Below are 18,757 nucleotides of genomic sequence, written 5' to 3'. Positions count from 1 at the left end.
GTCAGGTAATCAGTTAAAGTAAACATAAGTAAAGAAAGCGCTTTGAACTAAATGCCTGGTCTACCCTTAGAGGAAATCTCTGCTCAGTTAGAAAGTCCCAATTTGCGCGATCGCATGGTAGCTCTTGCCAGTTTGCGGGAGCTACCTCCCGAAGATGCAGTACCTTTAATTAAAAAGGTGTTAGATGATGAATCTATACAACTGCGGTCAATGGCAATATTTGCCCTAGGAATCAAGCAAACACCAGAATGTTATCCAATTTTAGTTAAAATTCTGGAAAACGATCCAGATTATGGCATTCGTGCCGATGCAGCTGGAGCGTTAGGATATTTAGGTGATGCCAGAGCCTTTGAAGCACTGGTCAGAGCATTTTATGAAGATACTGATTGGCTAGTACGCTTTAGTGCAGCGGTTTCTCTAGGTAATATCAAAGACCCACGGGCCCATGATGTTTTAATTAAGGCCTTGGATAGCAGCGAAACAGTCTTACAAGAAGCTGCAATTTCTGCACTGGGAGAAATACAAGACATTCAGTCTGTGGACAGTATTCTGCGCTTTGCTCAGTCAAATGATTGGTTAGTTCGCCAACGTCTAGCAGAAGCCTTGGGAAATCTTCCTACTACTAAGAGTATTTCAGCTCTAAAATACTTAGAAAAAGATCAGCATCCCAACGTTGGCGAAGCGGCGAGGATTTCTTTGGCAAGACTTGAAAAACAAAGTAGCCAAGCTTAATCTTAACTTTGGAATGTTTAACCTTTTGTTGCAGGGTAGTTTCATTCATGAATATTGAAGAATTTTTTGAGTTGAGTGCTGGTAAATGGTTTTCCCATCGCACCAGTCACCATTTAGCTTTTAAACAATCTGAAGACGGCAAGTCAGACATAGTAATTGAAAGTTTACCACCAGATCATCCAGAGGTAATCAAACTGTGTCAACAATACGAAGTTGCTCCTGGTCAAGCTTCCTGTGGTGCCAGGGTCACCTGGAATGGCACAATGGAATGGGATGAAGAAAAACACACTGGTTCTACGGTCTTAGTTACCGTACCCGATGCCGTTAGTCCCAACGAAGGCAAATTACTCAGAGAAATGGGTTATGCCGAGAAAGCACCCGTTGCAGGCAGCTATAAAATGGGTAACGATGGCGCTTTGACTTTATTCACAGAGTATGAAACCATGTCTAGCGAAGAACGTTTATGGTTTGCTAGTCCCAATTTACGAATGCGCGTAAGTATCCTTAAACGTTTTGGCGGTTTTAGTATGGCTTCTTTCACTTCCGAAATCCGTATGGCTCCATCGGCTGCAAAAGCATCATAACAAGCTAATTCCCCCTCTCCCACAAGGAGAGGAGGGAGGTATCTTGGCAACAAATTCACATTTGCAACAAGTTAGCGAAAGCCTCGGGTAGTGGCAAAACAATGGTGATCAACAATGCCATCGTCATCAATCCTAAAATGTCACGTCCATTATCCAGTTCTGTGACATCATTCAAGGCAGGTTCATCCATTAAGGGGATAAATAATAAAATAATCGCCCATAGCAAAAATCCTGACTGCACTAAAGAAACTAGCAGTAGTAATAAGCGAGAAACTTGACCAATAACGATAGCGGTTTTCTGCCCAAACATGGCATGGACAATGTGACCTCCATCCAGTTGTCCCACAGGCATCAAATTCAAAGCTGTGATGATAATCCCAAAAAAACCAGCTATGGCGATAGGATGCAGATCAATTGCTGATGTTGCAGTTAGCTTGTCTCCTAATGCCAACTTAGAAAGCAATGCCAATAAAATTGAAGATTTAGGATTCAGAGCTTCAGGGTTTAAAAATCCTGTTTCCTCCGTCATCGGCACTACTTCTGAATTCACCAAACCCCAAATAAGTAAAGGTAAAGTAGCCACAAAACCTGCCAGAGGCCCAGCAATACTCACGTCAAATAAAGCTTTGCGGTGAGGAATTGGACTACGCATTTGAATAAATGCGCCAAAAGTACCTAAAAAGAACGGCATAGGTATAAAATAAGGCAGGGTGGCCCGAATTTTGTAATATCGGGCGGTCAAATAATGACCCAGTTCGTGAATACCCAAAATCGTCATCAGCCCTACAGCATAAGGCAACCCTTGCCACAAAACATTTGGATCAGATGCCAATTGTTTTGGATCTGCCCCGGCAATGTTTGTCCCCACCAAAGTAGTAGTAACCAAAGTAGCTAATACTAAAAATAAAGCTAATCCTGGACGTGTAATCTGTTGTCCCTTGCTTTTATTTTTAGCAGCTTGACTGTTGGGCACAAGGACAAAGAAAGGTTTACCATTCAAACCTTCTTGAAAAATCAGGATAAAGCGATCGCCAAATTCCGCCTCCACATTTGCCTTAATTTGCTCATAAGCCTGAGTAGGTGTTGTTTTGATCTGACCTCTACAGATCACAGCCTGGGGTCTGTACTCAATTTTGTGGATGTAGTATACAGACCAGGGAAAACAATTTCTCAGTTGGGTTTCTTCTGTTGGTTCAATGGGACGCACTGGTACTGGTTCTGCGGTAGGATGGATGGCTGATTGTGATTCAATAGTTTGGGGTTGAGTTTGTACATCTGTTGGCGTTTTACGACCCCATTGAAACAATAGCCAGTATAACAGAAGGCAGATAATTGATGGCCAAATAATCAGTGATGATGGCGGAGGTTGTTTCGTTCCATACATCAATGTCCAGGCGCTCAATATCAAAGCTGGAGTCATTAACACCAACCACAGCAACCAAACAGGTGTGCTGGTCATATTAGCGACGCTGCGCTGCACTATCAAATAAGTAGCTAGTCCCAGTAGTAGGAGAAACCAAAATGTCATTTGCTCTTTAGTAATTTGGCAAAAACGTCTTACTAGTGTGTCGGTACCACAACCTTCACGACTACACAGACTCAACCCAATTTGTCCATAATAGTTAACAGAACTTGTAACTCTTAAGTGTTAATTCTTAAGAACTTCAACTCTGTAACCCAATTTTTACCACCCCTCAGTTTCGGTTTTTGTTCATGTGTCCCTCACCTCAACAACCAAGTCACACAGCTAAACAACCACGTTTGGTATTAGATACCATCTTTGCCTTTCCACCAAATCGGGACACATTAGGAGGAACCTCTTACCTTATTGTAGGAAAAGAAGGCAACATCCTCATAGATTCTCCCTCTGACGATTTAAAAAATCAAGATTTTCTGCGATCGCATGGAGGCGTGCGTTGGTTATTTCTCAGCCATCGAGGTGCCATTGGTAAAACAGCAAAAATTCAACAAACCTTTGGCTGCGAAGTCCTGATTCAAGAGCAAGAAGCTTATCTATTACCTGGATTAACTCTCACCTCCTTTACCCATGAATTTACACTCAATTCCACATCTCAGGTAATTTGGACACCTGGCCATTCCCCCGGTTCATCTTGCCTTTACTACAGTGAATTAGGCGGTGTGCTATTTTCTGGTCGCCATTTACTTCCCAACCAGGGAGGGGAACCAGTACCCTTACCTACAGCAAAAACCTTTCACTGGCCCAGACAAATCAAAAGTTTTCAATTCATACTAGAACGTTTCACGCCGCAAACACTCCAGTATATTTGTCCCGGTGGGAACACAGGTTTTCTCAGAGGTAAAGGTGTAATAGATAATGCCTACCGCCGTCTGGTGAATGCTAGTGAAATTCCTGACCAGTGAGGAAAAATTAAATGGGAAACAGCCTCGAAATTTCCCATCTACCCACTGTCCATTCCCTACTTCCCACTGGAGGCTCTCGCCAACACCGAATTAGTCTTGAATAATTCCATAGCTGCTTGATATTGTAAATCCGTTGCCGTGGCAATCTGTTTTCGGGTAATTGCCTCTTGGGAAATTACCACATCTGGCTTAATTCCTAATTTATTAATATCCCGATGTGATGGCGTTTCATACTTAGCAATTGTCACCGCCAAGCCAGAGCCATCGGATAATTCAAACAAAGACTGAATTAATCCTTTACCAAAGGTAGTTTCCCCAACCAAAGTAGCACGACCGTTGTCTTGCAGCGCTCCTGCCAAAATCTCACTAGCGCTCGCGGTTCCTTCATTTACTAAAATCACCAAAGGATCATCTGTCAAAGCAGGGCCAAATGATTCAAAACTACCCTGGATACCTTGGCGGTTTACCGTGTAAACTATGGTGCCAGAATTCAACCACAAACGGGCAATTTCAATTCCTGATTGTAATAGCCCACCAGGATTATTTCGTAAGTCTAAAATATATCCACCAGCACCTTTTTTTTCTAGGTTAGAAATAGCCTGTGCTAATTCCCTTGAGGCGTTAGCATTGAATTGAGTGAGGCGAAGGTAGCCAATGGGCTCACCCTGTGGAGAGAAACGTAGATCTGCTACCACAGGGTTAAGACTAATGCGATCGCGCACTATTCTCACTTCTTTTTTTCCTACCCCATCTCGTTCAATCAAAAGTGTGACGGAACTACCAACAGGGCCTCGCATCCTTGCGGCTGCTTCCTCCAGGCTCAAATTGTCTGTTAAAATCCCTTCGATTTTGAGAATGCGATCGCGGGGTTCAATCCCCGCTGCATCTGCTGGTGAATCCATAATAGGAGCCACTACCTCCAGCTTTCCGGTCTCTCCATTGAGGGCAATTTGCAACCCTACCCCAGTTAATTCACCAGAAGTATTCACCTGCAAACTGTGGTACTGCTGGGGATCTAAAAAGCGCGTAAAAGGATCACCCAAAGTCTTGACCATATTCTGAATTGCTGCATAAGCCGCTTCATCGTTTTTTAGTGGCTTCTCTAGCACCTTTTTCCTCACTTGCGACCAATTTTGATGATTAAATGTCTCATCTAGATAGGCCCGATTAACAATTCGCCAAACCTCTGAAACTAGTCTTTGCTGATCAGTTAAAGCCACCGCCGAAGGGATGAAAGCGCCCAGGGCTAACCAAAACGCCATTAAGACTGAAAATCCTAGTCTGAAAACCTGTTTTTCCATGAAAACCATTTCTAAATTGCACCTGATCCCAAATTGCCGCAAAATTCTAGGCAAAAATGCCTACTTACCGCCGCGTTGATGAAATCTATATCTCAACTATGTTACTTTTTTTATAGAAGTGGTGCATTTCTCTCATCAAGTTGTTCAAAAACTGATGGCGTGTACTTCACTCAACAAACGATAAGATCTATTTGGTGGCTGGCATTTTTGCTCCTGGCTTGCCAAGAGAACGCAATATATTCCATATTTACAGAGTGTTAAGAAGATAAAAACTCTCACCACTCTGGAAAGTCAAAAGCAAAGAAACAAACTCCCCTTTTTGAAAATCCCAAAATTTTTAATTGGGAGATTGATCAACAGCAACCAATTTTTAGGAACTTGAGATTGTATGGCCAACGTTTACGACTGGTTTGAAGAACGCTTAGAACTAGAAGCCCTCGCTGAGGACGTAACTAGCAAGTATGTCCCCCCCCATGTAAACATCTTTTATTGCCTGGGTGGAATTACCTTAACTTGCTTTTTGATCCAGTTCGCCACTGGATTTGCCATGACCTTCTACTACAAGCCAACAGTGGCTGAAGCCTACTCTTCAGTAGAGTACATCATGAATGAAGTCAACTTTGGCTGGCTCATTCGCTCCATTCATCGCTGGTCCGCCAGTATGATGGTATTAATGATGATTTTGCACACCTTCCGGGTGTACCTCACAGGTGGCTTCAAAAAGCCCCGTGAATTAACCTGGGTAAGTGGTGTGATTTTAGCTGTAATCACCGTTTCCTTCGGTGTCACAGGCTACTCCCTACCTTGGGATCAAGTTGGTTACTGGGCAGTAAAAATCGTCAGTGGCGTACCAGAAGCAATTCCGGTAGTTGGCGTTTTCATTTCTGATATGTTACGCGGTGGTTCCAGTGTCGGTCAAGCCACACTGACTCGCTACTACAGCGCTCACACCTTCATTCTCCCTTGGTTAATTGCGGTATTCATGCTGTTCCACTTCTTGATGATCCGCAAACAAGGTATTTCTGGTCCTTTGTAATCTCATAACTAAGCCAAAATGCAAAAAGGTAACAGCTTTTAGTTCCCAGACAGAGAGATTTGTTTTAAACTTATGAGCAATCAACAATTAATAACTCATAAGCCACAATAAAAACAAAGACTTGTATTTGCAACTAAAAGCTGTAGACACCTCCCGGGCAAATGACCCCAGCCTAGGACAACCTTATAGCTGATGGTTTTGACAAATGCTTTAACTGAATTTGAGCAGGAGAGCGCATTTAAATTATGGCAACAGTAAAAAAACCCGATCTGAGTGATCCTCAGTTAAGAGCTAAACTCGCCAAAGGCATGGGTCACAACTACTATGGTGAACCCGCTTGGCCTAATGACCTACTGTACGTATTCCCAATTGTGATCATGGGTTCATTCGCTTGCATTGTAGCTCTAGCTGTGCTAGACCCCGCAATGACAGGTGAACCAGCAAATCCTTTTGCCACACCCTTGGAAATCTTACCAGAATGGTACTTGTACCCCGTATTCCAGATTTTGCGCTCACTTCCTAACAAACTTTTAGGAGTATTAGCAATGGCCTCCGTGCCCCTGGGATTAATCCTAGTTCCTTTCCTAGAAAACGTGAACAAGTTCCAAAATCCTTTCCGTCGTCCAGTGGCAACTACAGTGTTTCTGTTTGGAACTCTTGTAACCCTGTGGTTAGGTATTGGTGCTGCTTTACCACTAGATAAATCTTTGACCTTGGGATTGTTCTAAACTAAGCAGCAAATAATCTTTGACATCTGTAGTTTCAAGAGCATCTCCCAAAACAGCCAAGGAATCACCACTTAATTGTTCTGGAAAGCTGCTCATTCTTTTGGTAGATGTAATTTTGAAACCTACAGGTGTCGATTTTAGCAAGGTAGCTGGTATATGGAACTTTTAGTTTTGGAGCAAGAAAACATTCCAAAATCTAAAATCATCAAAGTGCAACCATTACAAAAATTCTTACAAATTCTATATCCAAGTCAAGGTCAATGCTTAGCATACCGCAGCACGACCATCTGACAGTGAAGAGCGAACTACAGCTCCTAAACTACGTACAAAAATGGTTTGAGGAATTCTGTCTTAAATATCTGCCTCAATTTGGCTGGTCAGAAAGCCAACTTTATCGCCTCCACCTAGCCTTAGCAGAGGGTTTTACCAACGCAGTTCGTCACGCCCATCGTGCTTTACCACCAGAAACAACCATAGAAATTGAAGTGAGTCTATGGATTGACAGACTGGAAATGAGAATTTGGGACCAAGGAAAACCCTTCGATCCCGATGCTATCGCAGAGCCACAGCCGGGTACTCTCCAAGTGGGGGGATATGGATGGTTTCTCCTGCGACGTTTGGCTGACCGTGTTGTTTACGAACGCAGTACAGATGGTAAAAACTGTTTACTAATCGTCAAATATAGCAATCAGAACATACACAAATGCTGATTGATACACCAGGAGAAAACTTAAGTTCAGCTAACCAAATTAACAAACAAGCTCATCATGTTTTCGTTTTCTTAGAGATTTTTGCTGGTGAAGGCGGAATTCAATCTTATGTCAAGGATATTTTCCGTGCTTATGGAAGATTAAATGCTAGGTGTAAAGCACAAGTCTTTTTATTGCGAGATAGCTTTCACCAGTCAAATCCTTATGAGTCCGATAATTTAAAATTTTATTACTTTGAAAATAAATTCCCTCAACTGGGAAGGCTCAATATGTCCGTAGCTTTGTTAAAACATCTGCTACAAAAACCCCCCCAGCAAGTTTTTTGTGGTCATATTAACCTAGCCGTACTAATCAAAACTATTTGTCAGCCCTTGGGTATTCCCTACACAGTTCTTACCTATGGCAAAGAAGTTTGGGAACCACTCAAACACAGTCAAAGAAATGCCCTAGCATCAGCAAATGCCATTTGGACAATTAGCCGCTACAGCCGCCGTCGCGCTTGCGCTGCTAACAATCTAGACCCAGAAAAAATCAAGATCCTACCTTGTGCTATTGATGGTAATAAATTTACCCCCGGTCCTAAACAACCAGAATTAATTCAAAAGTATAGCTTAGGTGGTGCAAAAGTATTAATGACCGTGGCGCGACTATGGTCAGGAGATATTTACAAAGGCGTAGATGTCACTATTCGCGCACTACCCCACATAGCTCAAGCTTTCCCACAAGTAAAATATCTAGTCATTGGTCGCGGTGATGACCAACCACGATTAGCCCAGCTGGCTCAAGACTTAGGAGTGAGCGATCGCGTGGTTTTTGCAGGTTTTATTCCCACAGAACAGTTAGTAGCACATTATCGCCTCGCTGATGCTTATATTATGCCCTCCCAAGAAGGCTTTGGCATTGTTTATTTAGAAGCCATGACCTGCGGTGTACCAGTGTTATCCGGTGACGATGATGGCTCCGCCGACCCGTTACAAGATGGTAAGCTGGGATGGCAAGTACCCCATCGCCATTCACAAGCTGTTGCTACTGCTTGTATAGAAATTTTGCAAGCAAAGGATCAGCGTTGTCATGGACAATGGTTAAGAGCACAAGCCATGACTCTTTTTGGTATCGAAACCTTTCAACAGCGTTTACAACAACTACTTTTGTCCTGAGTCATCAGCCCCTAGTCCTAGAGCTGAATTAAAGCTAAATTAATATTTCTTGACTTTTGGTAGTTGACTTTAGGCTTTTGACTCTCCATTAAAATCGTTATCCTAGAGGAAGAGCAAGACAACATTTTAAAAAATGAGCCTTAAATCTTTCCAATTAAGTCTTGAAAACCTTCGCCCTTGGCTCACCCTGTTAGCAGTTTTTTGGTTGTTAGCATCATTAGGCTTAGGCTGGTTGGTGAATTCCTTATTAATTATCTTTGGTTTGTTATTATTAACACCCGTCGTGGCTTTCTTGGCATTTCGCTGGTGGCTACAACGTAATTTAATTCCTAGCCACTGTCCTGTATGTAATTTTGAATTTACAGGTTTAAACAACACTCAGTTACAATGTCCCAATTGTGGAGAGCAGTTATCCGTCCAACAAGGTCACTTTCAGCGCTTCACACCAGAAGGAACAATTGACATTCAAGCAATTGAAATACCAGCCCAATCACTAGAAGATCACAAATAATTCCCAACACCTCTTTGAGAGCATAGCTTCTCCCTAAGGTAATTCATAATTCCTAATGTCAAAATCATGCTTTATATCTTTTGATAACATCTCCTCAAACTTGACCAGCAGTAAAGTAAAAATAACTATTAATCCCAGAAATGTTCACTGTTGACTGTCCAACTTCTGCGTCGATAATACAAAACTTGAGCAATTAATGACTCTATTCTTAATAGACAATGAACTTTACCTGGGTAAAACGCAAAAATTGTAAATTTTTATTGCAGTATTCAACACTTCTGATATTAGCGGAATCCCTAGAGACTATTTAACTCACCCTAAAAAAGTCCCTGAGAAACTTCGTTTATAAACCTTTCACAAATCCCCGGTTTAGAAAACAGGGTAGACACGCCATCCTACAGAAAACTTAATCTCATGTCAAGACTTTTAATTAGTCAATACCACACAGAACTAGAAAAAATTATTCAGTTTGGCGGATCGAGAAAAGAAACTTCTATTCGCGGGGCTTTTCAAAATCTTTTAAATGAATATTGCAAACCCAAAGATTTTTTATTAATTCCTGAATTGGATTATAAATTACCCAACGGCAAAGTTGTTTATCCTGATGGCACTGTTAAAGATGCTTTACGTCTGGATTGGGGTTACTGGGAGAGCAAAGACCAATATGACAATTTAAATCAAGAAATTGAAATCAAACTTAATAAAGGTTATCCCAATAGTAACATTTTATTTGAAGATTCCCAAACCGCAGTTTTAATTCAAAGCGGCACAGAAACCCAGCGCGTACCCATGAAAGATGCAGACGCCCTGGATGACATTATTAATAATTTTATTAACTATGTCAGACCGGAAGTGAGAGACTTTCGGCAAGCTATAGAAACTTTTAAGCAAGACCTACCCACCATCTTAGATTCTCTCAGAGACTTGATTGATAGTCAAGGTGAAACTAACATTTCTTTTCAATCCGCCAGGAATAAATTTTGGCACATTTGCCAAGAATCCATCAACCCAGAAATCAGTTTACTAGATATTCGGGAAATGATGATTCAGCATATTCTCACTGAAGATATTTTTCTCAATATTTTTAACGAATCTCAATTCCACAGAGAAAATAATGTAGCCCGGGAATTGCAAGAAGTCATCACTACCTTTTTTACAGGAAATATTAGACGCAACACATTAGGCAACATCGAAAGATATTATGCCGTCATTAGGCGCACAGCAGCAAATATTCATAACCACCAAGAAAAACAAAAATTTCTCAAAGCCTTATATGAGAACTTTTATAAAGCATACAATCCCAAAGCTGCGGACAGACTAGGAATTGTATATACTCCCAATGAAGTTGTCCGTTTTATGATTGAAAGTGTAGATTTTTTAGTGCATCAACACTTTGGTAAGTTATTAGCTGACAAAAACGTAGAAATTCTCGACCCAGCCACAGGAACAGGAACTTTTATCACAGAATTAATTGATTATTTACCACCCCAGAGTTTGGAGTATAAATATAAACACGAAATTCACTGTAATGAAGTAGCTATTTTACCCTATTATATTGCTAATTTAAATATTGAGTACACCTATAAGCAAAAGATGGGAGTGTATGAGGAATTTGAGAATATTTGCTTTGTGGATACTTTAGACAATACTTTGTTTGCAGGTAAGCAAATGGATTTATTTGCTATGACTGTAGAAAATACCTCCAGGATTAAAAGGCAAAATGACAAAACTATTTCAGTAATCATTGGTAATCCCCCTTATAATGCCAAGCAAGAAAATTTTAATGAAAATAATGCTAACCGTGGTTATGGGGCAATAGATAAATTAATTAAAGAAAGTTACGTTAAATATAGCACTGCTCAAAATAATATTGTACTTTATGATATGTATACCCGTTTTATTAGATGGGCAACTGATAGACTTGGTAACAATGGGATTATTTGTTTTATAACTAATTCTTCTTTTTTAGATGGTCGTGCATTTGATGGTTTTAGGAAATCTATTCAAGATGATTTTTCTTTTGCTTACTTTTTGGATTTAGGAGGTAATGTTAGGGCAATTTCAGGAAGAGATGGTATATTTATTTCAGAAAAGCATACTATTTTTGGTAAAAGTGCCATGACTGGTATATTAATATGCTTTTTGGTTAAACATAGTAATTTTTCAGGATGTAAAATATTTTATTCTCATCCTTTTCATATTCATGAGCTAAGAGATAACAAAATTACATATTTAGCAACGAGTAAATTTAACCAAATTCCTTTTGAACACATTACCCCCGATAGAAAACATAACTGGATAAATCAAACAGATAATGATTTTGATACTCTTTTACCTTTAGTTGACAAAGATGTGAAAGCAGGTAAAGGAGAAAAAGCTATATTTAAGTTGTTTTCTTCAGGTGTAAAAACACAACGGGATGAATGGGTTTATGATATATCTAAAAATGCGCTAGAACAAAAAGTAAAATTTTTAGTTAACATTTATCAAGAAACACTGAGGAATTCAAATTACTCAGAAAAAAATCAAATTAAATGGGATAGGGAGTTAACTAAATATTTAGATAAAAGAATTAATAAAAATTTCCACCCTGAGCAAATTGTTAATAGTTTATACCGTCCTTTTTATAACCAGCATTTTTATTTTGATAAGCACTTTAACGGAATGACTTATCAATGGTTTAACATATATAAAAATGACAGTGAAAATAAATATATTGCAATACCAGGACTTTCATCACCTAAAGATTTTCACTGTCTAGCTCTAAATATAGTCATTGATTTAAACTGCTTACCCGCAGGTTCCCAATGTCTCTCCCTGTACTGCTACGACAAAGAAGGAAACCCCATAGACAACATCACAGACTGGGGACTAAAACAAATTCAAACCCATTACCAAAACACAACAATTACCAAAATAGACATCTTCCACTACACCTACGCAGCATTACATAACCCAGCCTACCGCCAAAAATACCAACTCAACTTAAAGCGAGACTTTCCCCGCTTACCCTTATATGATAACTTTCCCCAATGGGTCAACTGGGGACAACAACTCATGGATTTACATATCAACTATGAAACGGTCTCACCCTACAAACTCAGTCGGGTTGATATTCCTTTAAAGGACAACCAAACCACACCCAAAGCCAAGTTAAAAGCAGATAAAACCAAGGGAAGTATCATCATAGACGACATCACCACACTACAAAACATACCCAGCCTAGCTTGGGAATATAAACTAGGTAATCGTTGCGCCTTAGAATGGATTTTAGACCAATATAAAGAAAAAAAACCCAAAGACCCCACCATTGCTGCACACTTTCACACCTACCGCTTTGCCGATTATAAACAACAGGTAATAGATTTGTTAATGCGAGTATGCACAATCAGCGTGGAAACAATGAACATTATCCAGCAAATGTCCGAAAAATCATAAACTCTCAATGTAAACCCTGAACTTGCATTAAATCTAATTGGCGAGCAAAAATTTCATCAATAGGTAACATTTCCCCATCAGTAGTCATAAATTTATGGTCCTTTGTCGCTCGAATAATTGAACCATCTTCTAAAGTATATTCAAACACCTCTTGTTCTCCCCGATTATGCCATTGTGCAATGGGTTGAGTATAAATATTACCATTACCATCAACGCTGTACACCCGACACTCAATGGCTTTTCCAACAATTTCCCCAATAGGTAAAAAGCCATATTCCACCGTTAAAATCTCCGTATCAGCACTTAAACAATATTCCGCAAAGTTTAACATTTGCTGGAATAATTCTTCTGCTACTTGTTTCTTGACTCCATTCTTCGCCGCACCATCCACAAACTTTTCTCGCTGCTTTTGCATTTCTGCAACCTTCTTTTTACCCATAGCCCGGCGCAGCAAATCAGCTTGTCCCAGAGAATACCCAGCCATATCTTGAGCAATTTTCATAATTTGCTCTTGATAAACCATAATTCCATAGGTTTCATTCAATACAGGTTCAAGAATAGGGCTTTCATATTCGATAGTCTCTTTTCCATGTTTACGATTAATAAACTTAGGAATGAGTCCCGCATCCAAAGGCCCAGGTCGGTATAGTGCCAAAATAGAAGAAATATCTTCTATATTAGAAGGTTTTAAATCTCTCACTATCTGACGCATCCCCGAAGATTCTAATTGAAATATTCCTTCTAAGTCCCCAGCTTCTAACAATTCATAGGATTTTTTTACATCTTTCGGTAAAGTTTTATATTCACCTTTAGCTAAGATTTTTTGGGCTTTTCGTTCTTGACCTGTAATTTCATCTGGGTCAATGCGAACCCCAGAGTTTTGTTCAATTAAATCAATTGTTTTTTGAATCAGGGTCAAATTGCGTAACCCCAAAAAATCCATCTTTAACAAACCCATTGACTCCAGGTCTTCCATAAAATACTGGGTAATCACCGAGCCATCATTATTCCTCTGGAGGGGTACAATTTCATCTAAAGGTTCAGCAGAAATAACCACACCTGCTGCATGGACACCAAAAGTTTTGTTCGTTCCTTCAATTCGCATAGCCATATCAACCCAATGGCGTACTTTTTGGTCATTATCATATTTTTCCTTAAATTCTGGTGCTGGAGTTTCATCAGAAATCATTACCTTAAGTTTAGTTGGTTTACCCCGCACTACAGGAATTAATTTCGCCATTTTATCCGCTTCCCCATAGGGAATATTCAATACCCTAGCCACATCTTTTAAAACTGCTTTAGAAGTTAGGCGGTTAAAAGTAATAATTTGTGCTACTCTGTCTTTACCGTACTTTTGTGTGACATATTCAATTACTTTATCCCGCTTTTCAATGCAGAAATCTGTATCAATATCAGGCATTGACTTCCGTTCTGGATTCAAGAATCGCTCAAATAGTAACCCATGATGTACTGGGTCAATATTGGTAATTCCCATAGCATAAGCTACCAAAGAACCAGCAGCAGAACCACGACCCGGCCCCACAGGAATATTATTATCTCTAGCAAATTTGATGTAATCCCACACCACTAAAAAATATGTAGAAAAACCCATTTTCTGCAACATTTTTAGTTCATATTCCAATCTCTCTTTATACACTGCATCAACTTCATGACGGGATTTGCGATGTAACCGTTCTAAAAGTCCTTGCCAAGCTACTTCTTCAGCGTAGGTATCCGCAGTGTGACCAGAGGGAATAGATGGTGTGGGAATTTGAGGATCACCCATAATACTGTAAACCCCCACCTTATCCCCCACCTCTTCCGTGGTGGCTATGGCTTCGGCAATCACATCATCGGACAAATGGTCGCGAAATAGCTGCTTCATTTCTTCAGCAGACTTGAGATATTCTGTGCCACTATAACGCATCCGTTTATCTTCACTAATGAGCTGACCAGTTTGAATACATAGCAAAGCATCATGTGCTTCCACATCAAAACAAGATATAAAATGAGAATCGTTAGTGGCAATAAATTTAATTTCTAATTCTCGGGCAATTTTGACAATTTGAACATTAACAATCCGGTCTTCTTGGGAGCCGTGGTCTTGAATTTCTAAATAATAATCATCACCAAATACTTCTTTATACCACTTGGCAACTTTACGCGCTGCATCCGGTCTACCACTCAAAATGGCTTGGGGTATTTCTCCACCCAAACAAGCACTAGTGACAATTAAACCTTCACGATATTGCTTGAGTAAATCCTTATTAATACAAGGACGAGAAAAAATTCCTTTACCTTGGACTCCTTGGAGGTGAGAAATTGTCGTCAGTTTAACTAAATTTTTATAACCTTGGGTATTTTTAGCTAAAACCACTTGATGATATTTAGGGCGGCGTTCTTGTTTTTCAATATCGCCGTTAATAATATACATTTCATTGCCAATAATTGGCTTGATATTCTTGCTGCGGCAGATTTTAATTAATTCCACAGCACCATACATCACACCGTGATCAGTCAGAGCCACAGCTTTCATCCCCAGAGCAATGGCCTGGTCTACCAACTCTGGTAGCTGACTAGCTCCATCCAGCAAACTGTAGTCACTGTGAATATGTAATGGCACAAAGGACATATACCCTCCTAGCACAACCAGATAGTATAGCACTGCATTGACTTCTCCCCTGAATGGAATCACACAGGATTCTGAAGCCACCTTAGGCAACATTTACGAAATGAATTTCCAGAATTTAAAAAACTACCTTGATAAATCCCCATATTACATAAAATAATACAGCAGATTTCGTTCTTATGAAGTACAAATCATAATCATAAAACTTTTGTGGGGTAGGCATCTTGCCCGCCAATACTGTATATCACCGCACCAGAAAGTGCTGTATTACAGTGTTATTCACATTATTTAATTAATGATATATTACCGATTCACCCATGTTTTTTATAGTACATATAGCCCTAGTATCACAAGTGTTGAATCCTGGAATAAAAATTTACAATTTTTGCATTTTACCCATACAAAGTTTATTGTCTATTAAGAATACAGTCATTAATTGCTCAAATTTTGTATCACCGACGCACAGCTTGGACAGTCAACAGTCAACATTTCTGCCCTAGTATATATAGGCAATAAGTTATCTAAAATTATACTCTTGTACAGTCTTGTTGTTGGACTTATGTTAACAACATAATAACAAACTGTAAACAATAATTAATCCTACTCAATATAAAAATTAACAGATATTTTCTTCTGCAAAAAAGTAGATTTTTAAATCTATCCTTTAGGAGATAATTCATATCTAAATGAAATTTAAAATCATAAAAAATATTTCTAATAAAATTATCATTTCAATAACCTGTTAAGGGAATTTTTTCTCAAGGGAAAAACAACTGCCACCAAGTAATTTACATTAGTAAATCCGCAAAAATATGCAAAACCACTCTGGGAAAACAATTTCAATTTGGATGACCACAGCAGAAATACCACACCAACCGATGCTGGAAGAAAATATTCATACTGACGTGTGCGTGGTGGGTGCTGGTATGGCGGGGATGTCCACTGCTTATATGCTAAGTTGTGAAGGTAAATCAGTAGTGGTGCTAGATGACGGACCTATTGCTGGGGGTCAAACTTGCCGAACAACAGCACACCTTTCCAACGTCCTATACCATCGCTACTATGAACTTGAAGATATCCACGGACAAAAGCGTACCAAGGAAATTGCACAAAGTCATAGAAAAGCAATTGATACCATTCAAGCTATCGCCGCTCGTGAACAAATTAATTGTGACTTAGAGCGACTTAACGGTTATCTTTTTCCTCCCAACCTTGAATCTCTAGATGAGATGCAGCGAGAATTAGCAGCAGCACATCGCGCCGGACTCACTGATGTGGAACTTGTCAAACAAGCACCAATAGATGGCTTTGACACAGGAATGTGTCTGCGTTTTCCCCACCAAGGGCAATTTGACCCCTTGAAATACATAGCCGGATTAGCCGAAGCAATTCAACGCCGAGGCGGAAGAATCTATACGGGAACTCACGTGGAAAAAATTGCAGGTGGTGTAACTGGCCGCGTCGAAACCAGCAATGGTCAAGTGGTAACAGCTAATGCTGTGGTTGTAGCCACCAATTCGCCAATTACTAATTTAGCTACCATACACTTTAAGCAGGCGGCTTACATTACATTTGTCATTGGTGCCAAAGTACCCCGCGGTTTTATTACCAAAGCCCTTTACTGGGATACCCTCGACCCCTATCATTACCTGCGTCTCCAAAGTATAGATGAACAATATGATGTCCTTATTGTTGGCGGCGAAGACCACAAAACCGGACAAGCCGATGATGCTGATGTCCGATATGGCAAACTAGAGACATGGACAAGAGAACGTTTTCCGGTGGTGGAAGATATTTTATTTCGCTGGTCCGGTCAAGTAATGAATGCTGATGACGGTATTGCCTACATTGGCAAAAACCCCTTGGATGAGGACAACATCTACATCGCCACTGGTGACACCGGCTTGGGAATGACCCACGGCACCATTGCCGGTATACTTTTGAATGATATGATTTTGGGCCGTCACAATACCTGGGCTGAACTTTACGACCCATCACGGACAAGAACCGCCGCAACAGGTGATTTTGTGTCTGAAAATATTAATGTTGCCGCTCAGTATTTAGATTGGGTCACACCGGGGGAAGTTGATTCTGTAGACAAAATTTCACCAGGTAAAGGTGCAGTGGTGCGGCGTGGTTTAACTAAAATTGCTGCCTACCGGGACGAAAACGGTAATTTCCATGAGCATTCCGCAGTTTGTACCCACTTGAAATGTATTGTATCCTGGAATTCTTCAGAAGAAACTTGGGATTGTCCTTGTCATGGTTCCCGCTTTGATGCCAAGGGCAAGGTAATTAATGGCCCAGCAATTAACAACCTTGAACCTGCATATCAGAAGCAAACCTAAGCAAATTTTTCTGCACCATCAGGAACCATTAGCTGTGGGGAGTGTCAAAAACCGTATTCTTGTAAATCCTTTAAACAACATACTTCTAACGCTCTAGCATGGGTAGCTGCAAGGACAACTGGTGGCGCTACCCCAGCATCTAAAGCTTCTTGCCAACGAGCCGCACATAAACACCAGCGATCGCCAGGCCGTAACCCAGGAAAATTAAATTGGGGAACAGGCGTACTGAGGTCATTACCCTGCAATTTAGTAAACTCTAAAAACTCTGTTGTTACTTGGGCACAAACAACGTGCATACCAAAATCCTGACCACCTGTATTACAAAACCCATCCCGGTAATAGCCAGTCATGGGAGATGTGCAACAACTTTCTAGCTTTGTTCCTAGTACGTTTTTTGCTTCTGTCATACTCAATTGCTAATTTTTTTTGGCTAATTTACGCTAATTTTAATACTAAGACTCCCGCAGCACATATCCTACGCCTCGCACCGTTTGAATCAGACGCTTGTGAGTTTCATCTTCAATTTTCAGCCTTAAATAACGAATATAAACTTCTATGACATTGGACTCACCCATAAAGTCATAACCCCAGACGTTCTCTAAAATTTGTTCCCGGGTCAATACTTCACGAGGGTGTTCCATTAAATACTTTAACAGTTCAAATTCTTTCATTGTCAACTCAATTGACCGTCCGTTATGTATAGCGCGACGACTTGCTACATCTAAAATCAGATCTCCAAAACGCAACTGTTCTGTGGTCTCAACATCTGGTTTTAAATAAAGGCGAATCAACCTTAAAAAATCTTCTGGGCGATAAGGCTTGAGGACGTAATCATCAGCCCCAGCTTCTAAACAAGCCACCCGGTCATCTACCGTATCTCTGGCCATCAGTACCAAAACAGGGGCACAGGTTCCAGCATTTCTGAGACTTTTACACAACGACAATCCTGACTCTCCTGAGAGCATCCGGTCTACAACAATTAAATCAGGTTGGTCATCGCGGCAGTGTTGTAAACCGCTAGCTGCATTATGAGCTAAAATCGCCTCATAACCCGCTTCTCGTAAATCAAAGGAAAGTTGATTGGCTAGACTCTCATCAGTTTCAATCACCAAAATACAGGGACTGTGAGCTATTGTCATCATAATTGAATTGGGAATCTGGGATGGGTGATTTAGTCATTTCATTGTTTTGACACTCCCCA

The 18,757-nt window shown here is 40.3% G+C and carries 16 protein-coding genes; 10 read left to right on the top strand and 6 right to left on the bottom strand.

Annotated elements, in window-relative coordinates; translation table 11 throughout:
* Positions 1 to 51: 51 nt before the first annotated feature.
* Together NWP25_RS06480 and NWP25_RS06475 are read left to right on the top strand one after the other, a co-directional pair.
* Positions 52 to 732, top strand: coding sequence for a HEAT repeat domain-containing protein (locus NWP25_RS06480; protein WP_280651505.1), 681 nt, complete (start codon positions 52 to 54; stop codon positions 730 to 732).
* 47 nt (positions 733 to 779) lie between these two features.
* Positions 780 to 1,316, top strand: coding sequence for a phycobiliprotein lyase (locus NWP25_RS06475; RefSeq protein ID WP_280651506.1), 537 nt, complete (start codon positions 780 to 782; stop codon positions 1,314 to 1,316).
* A gap of 55 nt (positions 1,317 to 1,371) precedes the next feature.
* Here the strand turns inward: NWP25_RS06475 and NWP25_RS06470 are convergent, their stop codons facing one another.
* Positions 1,372 to 2,844, bottom strand: coding sequence for a site-2 protease family protein (locus NWP25_RS06470; RefSeq protein WP_280651507.1), 1,473 nt, complete (start codon positions 2,842 to 2,844; stop codon positions 1,372 to 1,374).
* A gap of 185 nt (positions 2,845 to 3,029) precedes the next feature.
* On the opposite strand from NWP25_RS06470, the gene NWP25_RS06465 reads away from it, so the two are divergent.
* The gene (locus NWP25_RS06465; protein WP_280651508.1) at positions 3,030 to 3,698 is read left to right on the top strand and encodes an MBL fold metallo-hydrolase; all 669 of its coding nucleotides are present in this window, start codon (positions 3,030 to 3,032) and stop codon (positions 3,696 to 3,698) included.
* Positions 3,699 to 3,754: 56 nt separating this feature from the next.
* Here NWP25_RS06465 and ctpA read toward each other — a convergent pair whose 3' ends face one another.
* Complete coding sequence (gene ctpA, locus NWP25_RS06460) at positions 3,755 to 5,008, bottom strand: carboxyl-terminal processing protease CtpA (RefSeq protein WP_280699036.1); 1,254 nt, start codon at positions 5,006 to 5,008, stop codon at positions 3,755 to 3,757.
* A 379-nt stretch (positions 5,009 to 5,387) separates the two neighbouring features.
* Here ctpA and petB point away from each other — a divergent pair, with 379 nt between their 5' ends.
* Together petB and petD are read left to right on the top strand one after the other, a co-directional pair.
* The gene (petB, locus tag NWP25_RS06455) at positions 5,388 to 6,035 is read left to right on the top strand and encodes a cytochrome b6 (RefSeq protein WP_280651510.1); all 648 of its coding nucleotides are present in this window, start codon (positions 5,388 to 5,390) and stop codon (positions 6,033 to 6,035) included.
* A 245-nt stretch (positions 6,036 to 6,280) separates the two neighbouring features.
* Positions 6,281 to 6,763: a cytochrome b6-f complex subunit IV gene (gene petD, locus NWP25_RS06450; RefSeq protein ID WP_280651511.1), complete on the top strand. Its 483-nt coding sequence runs from the start codon at positions 6,281 to 6,283 to the stop codon at positions 6,761 to 6,763.
* Here petD and NWP25_RS06445 read toward each other — a convergent pair.
* Positions 6,731 to 6,859, bottom strand: coding sequence for a hypothetical protein (locus NWP25_RS06445; protein WP_280651512.1), 129 nt, complete (start codon positions 6,857 to 6,859; stop codon positions 6,731 to 6,733). The two genes, petD and NWP25_RS06445, sit on opposite strands and share 33 nt — an antisense overlap.
* 164 nt (positions 6,860 to 7,023) lie before the next feature.
* Here NWP25_RS06445 and NWP25_RS06440 point away from each other — a divergent pair, with 164 nt between their 5' ends.
* The 4 genes from NWP25_RS06440 (at position 7,024) to NWP25_RS06425 (ending at position 12,579) form a co-directional block, all read left to right on the top strand.
* Positions 7,024 to 7,473: an ATP-binding protein gene (locus tag NWP25_RS06440; RefSeq protein ID WP_280651513.1), complete on the top strand. Its 450-nt coding sequence runs from the start codon at positions 7,024 to 7,026 to the stop codon at positions 7,471 to 7,473.
* Positions 7,467 to 8,630 carry a glycosyltransferase gene (locus NWP25_RS06435; protein WP_280651514.1) on the top strand — a complete coding sequence of 388 codons (1,164 nt, stop codon included), beginning with the start codon at positions 7,467 to 7,469 and terminating at the stop codon, positions 8,628 to 8,630. Before NWP25_RS06440 ends, NWP25_RS06435 begins: the two co-directional genes overlap by 7 nt.
* Before the next feature lie 133 nt (positions 8,631 to 8,763).
* Positions 8,764 to 9,141, top strand: coding sequence for a hypothetical protein (locus NWP25_RS06430; protein ID WP_280651515.1), 378 nt, complete (start codon positions 8,764 to 8,766; stop codon positions 9,139 to 9,141).
* Positions 9,142 to 9,555: 414 nt separating this feature from the next.
* Positions 9,556 to 12,579, top strand: coding sequence for a type ISP restriction/modification enzyme (locus NWP25_RS06425; protein WP_280699034.1), 3,024 nt, complete (start codon positions 9,556 to 9,558; stop codon positions 12,577 to 12,579).
* Between the two features lie 4 nt (positions 12,580 to 12,583).
* Here NWP25_RS06425 and NWP25_RS06420 read toward each other — a convergent pair whose 3' ends face one another.
* The gene (locus NWP25_RS06420) at positions 12,584 to 15,211 is read right to left on the bottom strand and encodes a DNA polymerase III subunit alpha (RefSeq protein WP_280699075.1); all 2,628 of its coding nucleotides are present in this window, start codon (positions 15,209 to 15,211) and stop codon (positions 12,584 to 12,586) included.
* Between the two features lie 809 nt (positions 15,212 to 16,020).
* Between NWP25_RS06420 and NWP25_RS06415 the strand changes: the two genes are divergently transcribed.
* Positions 16,021 to 17,556 (top strand): FAD-dependent oxidoreductase, encoded by a 1,536-nt coding sequence (locus NWP25_RS06415; RefSeq protein WP_280650533.1) that lies wholly within the window; start codon positions 16,021 to 16,023, stop codon positions 17,554 to 17,556.
* Positions 17,557 to 17,600: 44 nt separating this feature from the next.
* On the opposite strand, the gene NWP25_RS06410 is transcribed toward NWP25_RS06415, so the two are convergent.
* Entirely contained in the window at positions 17,601 to 17,963 is a 363-nt protein-coding gene (locus NWP25_RS06410) for a DUF2237 family protein (RefSeq protein WP_280650534.1), read from the bottom strand.
* A 45-nt stretch (positions 17,964 to 18,008) separates the two neighbouring features.
* On the bottom strand, positions 18,009 to 18,695 hold the full coding sequence (nblR, locus tag NWP25_RS06405; protein WP_280650598.1) for a response regulator transcription factor NblR: 687 nt from the start codon (positions 18,693 to 18,695) through the stop codon (positions 18,009 to 18,011).
* Between the last annotated feature and the right edge of the window lie 62 nt (positions 18,696 to 18,757).

This window comes from Umezakia ovalisporum Ak1311 (genome assembly GCF_029891685.1).
Taxonomy (GTDB): Bacteria; Cyanobacteriota; Cyanobacteriia; order Cyanobacteriales; family Nostocaceae; genus Umezakia; species Umezakia ovalisporum.
Note: the sequence above shows the minus strand (reverse complement) of the source record. Positions and strands in the feature narration are given on the sequence as shown.

Coding starts and splice junctions, on each gene's coding strand:
- NWP25_RS06480 (WP_280651505.1), top strand. CDS start 52: ATGCCTGGTCTACCCTTAGAGGAAATCTCTGCTCAGTTAGAAAGTCCC.
- NWP25_RS06475 (WP_280651506.1), top strand. CDS start 780: ATGAATATTGAAGAATTTTTTGAGTTGAGTGCTGGTAAATGGTTTTCC.
- NWP25_RS06470 (WP_280651507.1), bottom strand. CDS start 2,844: ATGACATTTTGGTTTCTCCTACTACTGGGACTAGCTACTTATTTGATA.
- NWP25_RS06465 (WP_280651508.1), top strand. CDS start 3,030: ATGTGTCCCTCACCTCAACAACCAAGTCACACAGCTAAACAACCACGT.
- ctpA (WP_280699036.1), bottom strand. CDS start 5,008: ATGGTTTTCATGGAAAAACAGGTTTTCAGACTAGGATTTTCAGTCTTA.
- petB (WP_280651510.1), top strand. CDS start 5,388: ATGGCCAACGTTTACGACTGGTTTGAAGAACGCTTAGAACTAGAAGCC.
- petD (WP_280651511.1), top strand. CDS start 6,281: ATGGCAACAGTAAAAAAACCCGATCTGAGTGATCCTCAGTTAAGAGCT.
- NWP25_RS06445 (WP_280651512.1), bottom strand. CDS start 6,859: ATGAGCAGCTTTCCAGAACAATTAAGTGGTGATTCCTTGGCTGTTTTG.
- NWP25_RS06440 (WP_280651513.1), top strand. CDS start 7,024: ATGCTTAGCATACCGCAGCACGACCATCTGACAGTGAAGAGCGAACTA.
- NWP25_RS06435 (WP_280651514.1), top strand. CDS start 7,467: ATGCTGATTGATACACCAGGAGAAAACTTAAGTTCAGCTAACCAAATT.
- NWP25_RS06430 (WP_280651515.1), top strand. CDS start 8,764: ATGAGCCTTAAATCTTTCCAATTAAGTCTTGAAAACCTTCGCCCTTGG.
- NWP25_RS06425 (WP_280699034.1), top strand. CDS start 9,556: ATGTCAAGACTTTTAATTAGTCAATACCACACAGAACTAGAAAAAATT.
- NWP25_RS06420 (WP_280699075.1), bottom strand. CDS start 15,211: ATGTCCTTTGTGCCATTACATATTCACAGTGACTACAGTTTGCTGGAT.
- NWP25_RS06415 (WP_280650533.1), top strand. CDS start 16,021: ATGCAAAACCACTCTGGGAAAACAATTTCAATTTGGATGACCACAGCA.
- NWP25_RS06410 (WP_280650534.1), bottom strand. CDS start 17,963: ATGACAGAAGCAAAAAACGTACTAGGAACAAAGCTAGAAAGTTGTTGC.
- nblR (WP_280650598.1), bottom strand. CDS start 18,695: ATGACAATAGCTCACAGTCCCTGTATTTTGGTGATTGAAACTGATGAG.